Below are 11,707 nucleotides of genomic sequence, written 5' to 3' on the forward strand. Positions count from 1 at the left end.
TCGCCGCGCGGGGCTCCTTCGCTGCGGTAATCAGGCTGCCGCGCCGCATTGGTATCCATGGACCACGACGAGCTCGGTGCCTGGCTGCGGCTGACCTTGACGCCAGGCATTGGCAACGGGGCCGCGCGGCGTCTGCTGGCACGCTTTGGCTTGCCGCAATCCATCTTTCAGCAGACCGAAGCCGCCCTGCAACTCTGTGTGCCCGCCGCGCAGGCCAAGGCGTTGCGCGAGATTCCGCAAGGGTGGGAAGCCATGTGGCAGGCCACGGCCCAATGGCTTGCCAACACTACGCCACAAGCCCCCGCGCGCGCCATCGTGAGCCTGGGCGACCTGCGCTATCCGCAGGCCTTGCTGGACACGGAAGACCCCCCGCTGCTGCTCTACCTCATGGGCCCGGCATCACTGCTGGAGCACCAGCCTTTTCCCAGTGATCGGTGTCTCGCTGTGGTCGGTAGCCGCAATCCCACCGCCCAGGGCGCAGAGAACGCTCGCCTGTTTGCCCGGGCGCTGCACAGCGCAGGCTTGACCATCGTGTCGGGGCTTGCGCTGGGGGTAGACGCTGCCGCCCACGAAGGCGCGCTGGACTCGGCGACGCCCCCTTGCGCAAGGGCCGCCACCATCGCCGTGGTAGGCACCGGGCTCGACCGCGTATATCCGCGCAAGAACCTGGACCTGGCCCATCGCATTGCAGCACACGGACTGATCGTCAGCGAGTACCCCCTGGGTACTCCACCGCTGCCCGGCAACTTTCCCAAACGCAACCGCATCATTTCGGGCCTCTCGCAGGGCACGCTGGTGGTGGAAGCCGCACTGGCATCGGGCTCGCTGATCACAGCCCGCATGGCGGCCGAGCAGGGCCGTGAAGTGTTTGCCATTCCAGGCTCCATCCATGCACCGCAGTCACGCGGCTGCCATGCGCTGATCCGTCAAGGCGCCAAGCTGGTGGAGTCTGCCCAGGATGTACTGGAAGAACTCAAGATCCCCGCCACCACCATGTCCGGCCTGCCCCACGAAGGCGCGAACGCCGCGGGAGTCGCTGTATCGGACGACACCGAAGACCCCGTGCTCGCCGCCTTGGGCTACGACCCCATGGGGCTGGATGCTCTGGTCGCCCGCACGGGCATGGGCGCATCGGCCTTGCAGGTGGCCCTGCTGGAACTGGAACTCGCCGGCAGCATTGCGCGGTTGCCGGGGGGGTTGTTTCAGCGGGTCGGCAGGGGCTAGCTGATCGCTCCGGGATCGCCCGGTGCCAGAGGAGCGCAAGGGATGCCAACACGCATCCCGGATAAAAGCGCCTGTTGACGATCTCAAAGGAGATCTCACAGGCTCTGAGCAACGCCTGCGAGGGCTCAGTCCAGCAATCGTTCCGGGTTGGCGTCCAGCTTGGCCAGGGCATCGCGCGTGGCGCGCAGCGTGAGTCCTTCCTCGTCCTGGGCCACGAGCAAGCCAGCCTGCAGGTACGCCGCCAGGCGACGCAACTGGATCAGGTAACTGCTGCCATCCACCGCAGCAAACAGGTGCAACTGCTTGCGCTGGCTTTGCCAGGCGTACTGCACCTGGGCCGATGCGCCGTTGTGGTCCAGCGTATACCAGGTGCCAGGCTGCAGATCCTGCGCCCAGGCTACCATGGCATCGTCCACCGGAGCACCGTTGTCAGCAATCACGTGGATGGACGAGGCGTCGATGCCCAGCATCATCTCGATGTTGTCCGCGTTGAGCGGCATGTCGCCCAGCGTGGCGTCACTGATGAAGTCTTCCAGGTTGGCCAGGCGCTTGGCCATGGCGTCGATGTGGGCCTGCGGGATGGATGCGGTCTTGGACAGGAAGGCATCGGCCAGGGTGTCCGTCAACACCTTGACCTGCGCATCCTGCGCCTCGCCATTCACCCCCAGCAGGGACAGGCCCTGCCGCAGGCGCTGCAGCAGCGCGGGAAGGTTCTGGATGACCTGGGCCCGATCGCTGCGGTTGGGCTTGGCGCTGGCGGCCCAGACGAGGTCTGCTGCCGTACGCTTGAAGGCCACCGTGTCGGCATGTTGGGGGCCATCGCGCACGGCCGACAGCGCCAGCACCTCGGCCCAGGTCTTGAACAGGAACTCGCGGATCTCGTCGCGCACCGGCATGTCGCGCAACATGGTGCGCAGTTCGATGGTGTACTGGATCGCCAGCGTTTCCCGCTGCTCGACTTGTTGGGCGACGCTGACCAGGCGCGAAGTGACCTGCTTTTCGGTCAGGAACTTGGCCAGGAATTTTTCGAACTCGTCATAGACCAGCTGGAAGACGCGGCGTCCCGTCTCGGGGTACTGTTCGATCACCTGCACCACGCGGCGAATCTCGGCTTCCAGCGCACTGCCATTGATGCTGGTCGCATCAAAACCGAGCACACAGGCTCCCATGCGGTCGATCAGCTTGCGCGCAGGATGGTCGAGGTTGCTGAAGAATTCGGGCTCGGCCAAGGCCACGCGCAACACCGGCACCTGCAGCCGGGCAAACCACACTCGTACGGCAGGCGGTATCCGGTCTTCGGCGAGGATGCTCTGGAACATCAGGGCCACCACCTCGATGATGGCCTTTTCTCCCGAGGTGGTCGCTTTCTTCTTGAGTTCGGTGGAACGCTCCCGCACGGCGCCCACCAACTGGACCACGGCGGCAGGGCTGTAGTCCTCCATCAGGGTGGCAACGCCGCTGTAGTAGGTGTCCGCATTCACGCGGTGCGCAGTGAGTGCATGGGCCAGCGCCGCCGACGCAGGGGGCGCATTCACCATGTCAAAGCCAGTGGCGGGCTGCGTGAGAAGGCGCCGCAGCTGCCCCATCACACCCTGCGCGCGCTGGCGTGCGCGGGCCAGGGGCGTCATGCCTGTGGCAAAGGCCGTGGGCATTCCGTGTTGTGGCCGGGGGTAGCCGCCATATCCGGGGGGCGGCATCTGTGCGCCCGGAGGGCCCATCGGCCGGCCTGCGGCGGGCATGCCAGGCGGTTGCATCCCTCCCCGCGCGGCCATCATGGCCTGGCGGGTCTGCGCCAGGGCCTGCGAAGCAAGTCCTCCTGCGCCCGAATCGCCCCCGCCACTGCCCGTGGCAGTGCCGCCCTGGGTGCGGCGCACCTTGGATTTGAGATCGGTCTGCGGCGTGATGCCCTGCTCCACGTAGAACACGTTGACCGCCTGGTAGTGCTTTTGCAGCAGGTTCGCCAGTTCGCGCTGCAGGGGGTCCACCACGGTCTGCAGGTCCGTGCGGGGCAGGCCCGCCTCCACCCATTGCTCCACCAGCAGAAGGCATACCGTATCGGGTCGGAGAATATCGCTGCTGTCCAGCTCCTGCCCTTCCAGCGACTGGGTGCGCTGGCGCAAGGTATCGAACTGATGGCTGACCTGCTCGTTCACAGTGAGCGCCATGCGCGAGGCGAGGATCTTGTTCTCCACGACATCGTCGCTGAGCAGCTCAAACTGGCTGAGCCCCCCGCCGCCACCGGCTGCCAGCTGGCCGCGTGTAGAGCTCACATGGGGAGCAAGGGCCTCTTGCCAGGCCTTGCCGGTGCGCTCTGTCCACGCGGCATGTTTTTGCTGGTACTGCAGCCACGCGTCCCGGCGCGACTGCATTTCACGGGCGGTGCCCGTCTGGTTCATCAATGCGGTAAGGAAGTCCTGGACCGTCTTGTCGAGGTCCGCCAGCCCACCACAGATCCCCTCTACGAACCGCTGACGCGCCTGGCGGGCCAGGCGACGTTGCGGAACAGAAGGGGGCGTGGTGTGCATGAACAGATATTAGCGGGTCAAACGGTAGCTCCGGCTTGGGGATCGTTGGGATCCCCTTCCTTTTTGGCGGGCTTGACAAGGTCTTCGCGCTTGACCCCCAGCCACATGGCAATGGCCGCCGCCACGAACACCGAGGAATAGATACCGAACAGGATACCGATCGTCAGCGCCAATGCAAAGTAGTGCAAGCTCGGGCCACCGAAGAAGAACATCGACAGCACCATGGCCTCGGTGGAGGCGTGGGTGATGATCGTGCGGCTCATCGTGCTGGTGATGGCGTGGTCGATGACTTCGTGGGTGGTCATCTTGCGGTACTTGCGGAAGGCCTCGCGGATCCGGTCGAAGATCACGACCGATTCGTTCACCGAGTAGCCCAGCACCGCGAGCACGCCCGCGAGCACCGACAGCGAGAACTCCCACTGGAAGAACGCAAAGAAGCCCAGGATGATCACCACGTCGTGCAGGTTGGCGATGATGGCCGCCACGCCGAACTTCCACTCGAAGCGGAAGGCCAGGTAAATCACGATGCCCACGACCACCATGGCCAGGGCCATCAGGCCGCCGTGCACCAGTTCCTCGCCCACCTGCGGGCCCACAAACTCGGTACGGCGCAGAGTGACTTCAGGGTCTGCCGCTTTCAGGGCGCCCAGCACCTGCTCGCTTTGCTGCGCGGACGTCACGCCCTTTTGCACGGGCAGGCGGATCATCACGTCGCGCGAGGTGCCAAAGTTCTGCACCTGCACGTCGGGGTAACCCAGAGCAGACACGGTGTCGCGGACCTTGGCCAGTTCGGCGGGCTGGCTGTAGGCCACTTCCATCACGGTGCCGCCCGTGAACTCCACCGACAGGTGCAGGCCACGCGTGAGCAGGAAGAACACCGCCAGGGCAAAGGTGATGAAGGAGATCGCGTTGAAGACCAACGCGTGCTTCATGAAAGGGATGTCTTTGCGGATACGGAAAAACTCCATGATTCCTATTCCTTCGTTGGAGTTTTCAGAGAAAGCTCATGTGCGCACCGCGCACGTGATGCTGGAACTACGAATTCCATGGTCTTCCTCCTTCAGTTCGTCTTGGCCACAGCGCTGTCGGACTCAGGCTTCCACACCTGACCGATGGCCACGCTCTTGAGCTTTTTCTTGCGGCCGTACCACAGGTTCACGAGGCCCCGTGAGAAAAACACGGCCGAGAACATGCTGGTCAGGATGCCGATGCAGTGCACCACCGCAAAGCCGCGCACCGGGCCGGAGCCGAAGGCCAGCAGCGCCAGGCCCGCAATCAGGGTGGTCACGTTCGAGTCCAGGATGGTGGCCCAGGCACGCTCGTACCCCGCGTGGATGGCCGCCTGGGGCGATACCCCGGCTCGCAATTCCTCGCGGATGCGCTCGTTGATCAGCACGTTGGAGTCAATCGCCACACCCAGCGCCAGCGCCATGGCCGCAATGCCGGGCAAGGTCAGCGTGGCCTGCAGCATGGACAAGATGGCCAGCAGCAGCAGCACGTTCACCGCCAGCGAGACGGTGGAGAAAATGCCGAACAGTGCGTAGTAGATGCACATGAACACTGCAATGGCCACCATGCCCCAGACCACGCTGTGGATGCCGCGCTCGATGTTGTCGGCGCCCAGGCTCGGGCCGATGGTGTATTCCTCGATGATTTCCATGGGCGCGGCCAGCGAGCCGGCGCGCAGCAGCAGGGCGGTGTCATTGGCCTCGGCCGTGGTCATGCGGCCCGAGATCTGCACGCGGCCGCCACCGATTTCGGAGCGGATCACAGGTGCCGTAACCACCTCGCCCTTGCCCTTTTCGAACAGCACGATGGCCATGCGCTTGCCCACGTTTTCGCGCGTGATGTCCTTGAAGATGCGGGAGCCCTTGGCGTCCAGCGTCAGATTGACGGTGGGCTCTTGGGTCTGGCCGTCAAAGCCCGGCTGCGCATCGGTCAGGTTTTCGCCGGTCAGGATGACCTGCTTCTTGACGATGACGGGCTGGCCGTTGCGTTCCAGGTAGCGCTCGGAGCCGAAGGGCACGGGGCCACGGCCTGTCTCTGCCGAGCGGGCTTCGGTGCCTTCGTCCACCATGCGCACTTCCAGCGTGGCCGTGCGGCCCAGGATGTCCTTGGCCTTGGCGGTGTCCTGCACGCCGGGCAGCTGCACCACGATGCGGTCCAGGCCCTGCTGCTGGATCACGGGCTCGGCCACGCCCAGCTCGTTAATGCGATTGTGCAGCGTGACCATGTTCTGCTTGAGCGCCTGCTCCTGCACCCGGCGCGTGGCTTCGGGCTTGATCGATGCACGCAGCTTGAATTCGGTGCCTTCGGGCGTGGTAGTGACCTGCAGATCGGCGAACTGGTCGGCGATCAGGTTGCGCGCGGCCGTGGCCGTGGCTTCATCGCGCACCTTGATGTCGATGGATTGGCCGTCGCGGCTGATGCCGCCATGGCGGATGTTCTTGTCGCGCAGTGCGGTGCGGATGTCACCCGCATAGGACTCCGCCTTCTTGGTCAGCGCCGCCTGCATGTCCACCTGCAGCATGAAGTGCACGCCGCCGCGCAGGTCCAGCCCCAGGTACATCGGATTGGCGTGCAGGGCCTTGAGCCACAACGGCGAGCGCGACACCAGATTGAGGGCCACGATGTAGGAAGGATCGTTGGCGTCAGGCACCAGCGCCTTCTGGATGGCGTCCTTGGCCTTGAGCTGGGTGTCGGGCGTGTCGAAACGCGCGCGCACCGAGTTGCCCTCCAGCGCCACAAAGTCGGGCGTCACGCCAGCGGCCTTGAGGGCTTCTTCCACCCGCTGCTGCACGGCGGTGTCCACCTTGATGGTGGCCTTGGCCGACGACACCTGCACGGCAGGCGCCTCGCCAAAGAAATTGGGCAGGGTGTACAAGGCCCCTACCAGCAGCACGATCACCAGGATCGCGTACTTCCAGACCGGATAACGGTTCATGATCGCGCTCTCACCTCGGTTGTGCTGACGCCCTACGCGCCAGCGCCCCCTGCCCCCGCGCCCGGCCCAGCCGGGGCGCGCAGCGCCTCAGGGGGATGTTCACGGATTACTTGACGGAGCCCTTGGGCAACACCTGCACCACAGCGCTGCGCTGCATTTGCACTTCCACGCCACTGGCGATCTCGATGTGCAGGAAACCTTCGGACAGGCGAGTGACCTTGCCGACGATGCCGCCGGCGGTCGCCACTTCATCACCCTTGGCGATGGCGTCGATCATGGCGCGGTGTTCTTTCTGGCGCTTCATCTGGGGGCGGATCATGACGAAGTACAGCACCACAAACATGAGCACCAGGGGCAGCATGCCGGTCAGGGAGGACATGATGTCACCGCCGCCAGCGGCTGCGGCAGGTGCGGTTTGGGCGAAAGCGGAAGAAATAAACACGGACTGGACTCCACAACGGATGGTCAAAATTCACACAACCCGCCCACACCAAGCGCCAAAGCGCCCACCGAGGGCAGAACAGGGCATTGTATGCGGCGCTTCGGGCGCCGCCCAAGGGGGAAGACCCAAGCATGCAGCGGGTGTTTGCCGCCAGCAGGGCCCGCAAGGGCTCGCCCACGGAAATACAAGCCAAAAACGGCTGATGCGCTAGGAACTCACGCCTCGCTAGCTACACTATTAATAGCAAAAGCCCGCACAAGTGCGGGCTTTTGCGGGAGGCACTGACGGCAAGAGGACCGATCAAGCGACCTGACGCTGGACCGGGGCGCCTGCGCGCCACTGGGCCATCAGGCCGTCCCACTTGGGACGCGCTGCCTTCAGGTGCCGCTCCTTCACGTGGCCATAACCCCGGATCTCTTCGGGGATGCGGGCAATTTCCACCGCCAGGGCCAGGTTGTCGGCGCTCAGGCGGGCCAGCAGTTCGTCGATGCAGGCGCGGTATTCGGCGATCAGTGCGCGCTCCATGCGGCGCTCCTCGGTCTTGCCGAAAATGTCCAGCGCCGTGCCGCGCAGCCCCTTCATCTTGGCCAGCACGCCGAAGGCGCTGCGCATCCAGGGGCCGAACGGCTGCTTGACCAGCTCGCCCTTGGCGTTCTTCTTGGCGGTCAAGGGTGGTGCCAGGTGGTGCACCAGCTTGTAGTCGCCTTCAAACATGTTGGCGATCTTGTCCGTGAAGGCCTTGTCGGTATGCAGGCGCGCCACCTCGTACTCGTCCTTGTAGGCCATGAGCTTGAACAGGTAGCGGGCCACGGCCTCGGACAACTTCGTGCTGGTGCCCAGCTTCGCTTCCGCTGCCTTCACCTTTTCGACGAAGGCCTGGTACTCAGAGGCGTAGGCCGCGTTCTGGTAACCGGTCAGGAACTCCACACGCTTGGCCACCATCTCGGCCAGCGAAGGCTTCTTGACGAACTGAATCACTTGCGCGGCCTGGAACAGCGCCTGCACGGCCGCGAGGTCGTGCGCGCAGCGGCGGCCCCATTCAAAGGCGGCCTTGTTGTTCTCGACCTGCACGCCGTTCAATTCCATGGCGCGCATCAGCGATGCGTAGGTGAGCGGCACGCGGCCCTTTTGCCAGGCGTAGCCCAGCATCAGCGGGTTGGTGTAGATGCTGTCGCCCAGCAACTGGGTGGCCACCTGCTCGGCATCAAAGCTGCCCACACCGCCTGCGCCCACGGCCGCGCTGATGGCCGCATCGCAGTTGCCGCCGGGGAACTGCCAGTCGGGGTTGTTCACAAACGCCGCCGTGGGCGTGCCGTGCGTGTTCAGCGCCACAAAAGTGCGGCCGGGCTGCATGACGGCCAGGGTGTACTTGTGCGCAGCCACGATGGAATCGCAGCCGATCACCAGGTCGGCCTTGGCGGTATCGACCTTGGTGGTGTAGATGGCGTCGGGCCGGTTGGCGATCTGGATATGGCTCCAGGTGGCGCCGCCCTTCTGGGCCAAACCACCGGCGTCTTGCGTGATCACGCCCTTGCCGTCCAGGTGCGCGGCCATGCCCAGCAGCGAGCCGATGGTGATCACGCCCGTGCCGCCCACGCCCCCCACCACGATGCCCCAGGCGGTTTCGGCCACAGGCAGCACAGGCTCAGGAATGGACGGCAGCGCCGACAGGTCGCCCTTCTTTTCCTTCTTGGGCTTTTTCAGCTGGCCGCCTTCCACCGTTACAAAGCTGGGGCAGAAGCCGTTGACGCACGAGTAGTCCTTGTTGCAGGTGCTCTGGTTGATGCGGCGCTTGCGGCCGAATTCCGTCTCCACCGGCTCCACGCTCAGGCAGTTCGACTTGGTCGAGCAGTCGCCGCAGCCCTCGCACACCAACTCGTTGATCACCACGGTCTTGTCGGGCGTGGCCAGCTTGCCGCGCTTGCGACGGCGGCGCTTTTCCGTCGCGCAGGTCTGGTCGTAAATGATGGCCGTGCAGCCCTTGATCTCGCGGAACTGGCGCTGGATGGTGTCCAGCTCGTCGCGGTGGTGCACCGTCACGCCGTCGGCCAGCGCAACGCCGTCGTACTTGTGCGGCTCGTCCGTCACGATCACGAGCTTGGCCACGCCTTCGGCCTTCAGGCTGTTCATGATCTGCAGCACGCTGTGCCCCTCGGGCCGCTCACCCACGGTCTGGCCGCCAGTCATGGCCACCGCATCGTTGTAGAGCACCTTGTAGGTGATGTTCACCCCCGCCGCAATGCTCTGGCGGATGGCCAGCAGGCCGCTGTGGAAGTAGGTGCCGTCGCCCAAGTTGGCAAAGATGTGCGCGTCGGTGGTAAAGGGCTGCTGACCGACCCAGGTCACGCCCTCGCCACCCATCTGCGTGAAGGTGCTGGTGCGGCGGTCGGGCATCCAGTTGACCATGTAGTGGCAGCCAATGCCCGCCACAGCGCGCGAGCCCTCGGGCACGCGGGTGCTGGTGTTGTGGGGGCAGCCGCTGCAGAACCAGGGGGCGCGTTCGCCCGTGTCCACCTTCAGCTCCGTCATCGCGCGCTCGCTGGCCTCGATGATGGCCAGGCGCGCTTCCATGCGGGCCACGATGTCAGAGGGTACGCCCAGCTTCTTCAGGCGCTTGGCAATGGCCTTGGCGATGATGGCAGGAGTGAGGTCGGCCTTGGCGCGCAGCAACCAGTTCTGGCTGGGGTTGGGCATGCTCCATTCGCCGCCCGTGGCGTCGCCTTCGGGCTCGTCGAATTTGCCCAGCACGTTGGGGCGCACATCGGGGCGCCAGTTGTACAGCTCTTCCTTGAGCTGGTATTCGATGACCTGGCGTTTCTCTTCCACCACCAGAATCTCTTGCAGGCCTTGCGCAAAGTCGCGGGTGATGGTGGCTTCGAGCGGCCACACCACATTGACCTTGTGCACGCGGATGCCCAGCTGGCGGCAAGTGTCGTCATCGAGGCCCAGATCCACCAGCGCCTGCCGGGTGTCGTTGTAGGCCTTGCCGCTGGCGATGATGCCGAAGCGGTCTTGCTTGCCTTCGATGACGTTGTAGTTGAGCTTGTTGGCGCGAATGTACGCCAGGGCCGCGTACCACTTGTAGTCCATGAGGCGCGCTTCCTGCTCCAGCGGCGCGTCGGGCCAGCGGATGTGCAGGCCGCCGGGCGGCATCACGAAGTCCTCGGGCAGGATGATCTTCACGCGGTCGGGGTCGATGTTGATGCTGCTGGACGACTCCACCACCTCCTGGATAGTCTTCATGCCCGACCACACGCCCGAGAAGCGGCTCATGGCAAACGCGTGCAGACCCATGTCCAAAATTTCCTGCACGCTGCTCGGGAAGAACACCGGCGTGCCGCAGGCCTTGAAGATGTGATCGCTCTGGTGTGCGGCCGTGCTGCTCTTGCTGATGTGGTCGTCGCCCGCGATGGCGATCACGCCGCCATGCTTGGCGGTACCGGCCATGTTGGCGTGCTTGAACACGTCCGAGCAGCGGTCCACGCCGGGGCCCTTGCCGTACCAGATGCCGAAGACGCCGTCGAACTTCTTGCTTTGCGGGTACAGATCGAGCTGCTGCGTGCCCCACACCGCGGTGGCGCCCAGTTCTTCGTTCACACCGGGCTGGAAGACGATGTTGTTGGCTGCCAGGTGCTTCTTGGCCGCCCACAGTGCCTGGTCATATGTGCCCAGGGGCGAGCCCCGGTAGCCGCTGATGAAACCCGCCGTGTTGAGCCCCGCCGCCGCATCGCGCTGGCGCTGCAGCATGGGCAGGCGCACCAGGGCTTGCACACCGCTCATGAAGGCGCGGCCTTCGCCCAGGGTGTATTTGTCGTCCAGTGTGACCGTCTCTAGCGCTTTGCGGATGGACTCGGGCAGGGGGGCGTTCATGGCTATGTCTCCAATGGCTTTTGTGGGGTCCGCGCCTTGTGGGCACGCTGGGGTAGCACCATGCAGCCCGTTTAGGGCTGCGGCACTAATCTGCGGGTAAGTGTATGTCTGCGCCGCTGATATGTCTTTGCGTTCTGTGCCGTGTTTAGGCTATTCTGAGAAAGGATCTTTCTCTTTTCAGCCGCTTTGTGAACACTCTCGACAAATTCGATATCGCCATCCTCAACGAGCTGCAGGCTGACGCCCGACTGACGAATGCCGAGCTGGCCCAGCGGGTGGGCCTGTCGGCCGCCCCCTGCTGGCGCCGCGTGCGGGCGCTGGAGGAGCAAGGCTTCATCAAGGGTTACCGCGCGGAGATCGACCGGCACAAGATCGGCCTCGGGGTTCTGGCCTTTGTGCGGCTGGATGCGGACCGCAGCACCGGCAACCTCACGCGCAAGATGGAGGAAGCCATCCGCCAGATCCCCGAGGTTGTGTCCTGCCACTACATCAGCGGCACCGGCACCTTTGAGCTGCAGGTGGTGGCGCGCGACCTGGACAGCTTTTCGCAATTTGCGCGCGACGTGCTGCTGAACCTGCCCAATGTGAAAGACATGCACACCAGCTTCTCACTGGGCGAGGTGAAAGCCAGCGGGGCGCTGCCGCTGACGCACCTGAGCCGACCCCGCTGAGCGGCCTGCGCGCCGGATCACCTGGCGCGCT

Annotated in this window: 7 protein-coding genes; 2 read left to right on the top strand and 5 right to left on the bottom strand. The window is 64.7% G+C overall.

The features are described from left to right. Window positions 1–57 precede the first annotated feature (57 nt). Window positions 58–1,224, top strand: coding sequence for a DNA-processing protein DprA (gene dprA / locus ACODSU_RS00695; RefSeq protein WP_488839326.1), 1,167 nt, complete (start codon window positions 58–60; stop codon window positions 1,222–1,224). A 125-nt stretch (window positions 1,225–1,349) separates the two neighbouring features. Here the strand turns inward: dprA and ACODSU_RS00700 are convergent, their stop codons facing one another. The 5 genes from ACODSU_RS00700 to ACODSU_RS00720 form a co-directional block, all read right to left on the bottom strand. Further along, on the bottom strand, window positions 1,350–3,749 hold the full coding sequence (locus ACODSU_RS00700) for a DUF1631 domain-containing protein (RefSeq protein WP_488839328.1): 2,400 nt from the start codon (window positions 3,747–3,749) through the stop codon (window positions 1,350–1,352). Window positions 3,750–3,766: 17 nt separating this feature from the next. Then, window positions 3,767–4,717 (bottom strand): protein translocase subunit SecF, encoded by a 951-nt coding sequence (gene secF, locus ACODSU_RS00705; RefSeq protein ID WP_015016241.1) that lies wholly within the window; start codon window positions 4,715–4,717, stop codon window positions 3,767–3,769. 92 nt (window positions 4,718–4,809) lie between these two features. Beyond that, entirely contained in the window at window positions 4,810–6,693 is a 1,884-nt protein-coding gene (gene secD, locus ACODSU_RS00710; protein WP_110960803.1) for a protein translocase subunit SecD, read from the bottom strand. A 106-nt stretch (window positions 6,694–6,799) separates the two neighbouring features. Then, on the bottom strand, window positions 6,800–7,135 hold the full coding sequence (gene yajC, locus ACODSU_RS00715; protein WP_015016243.1) for a preprotein translocase subunit YajC: 336 nt from the start codon (window positions 7,133–7,135) through the stop codon (window positions 6,800–6,802). 300 nt (window positions 7,136–7,435) lie between these two features. Then, a complete protein-coding gene (locus tag ACODSU_RS00720) occupies window positions 7,436–11,005 on the bottom strand; it encodes an indolepyruvate ferredoxin oxidoreductase family protein (protein WP_488839330.1) in 3,570 nt (1,189 codons plus the stop codon). 188 nt (window positions 11,006–11,193) lie between these two features. On the opposite strand from ACODSU_RS00720, the gene ACODSU_RS00725 reads away from it, so the two are divergent. Further along, window positions 11,194–11,676 (top strand): Lrp/AsnC family transcriptional regulator, encoded by a 483-nt coding sequence (locus tag ACODSU_RS00725; RefSeq protein WP_015016245.1) that lies wholly within the window; start codon window positions 11,194–11,196, stop codon window positions 11,674–11,676. Window positions 11,677–11,707: the final 31 nt, after the last annotated feature.

This window comes from Acidovorax sp. FG48, assembly GCF_057809085.1.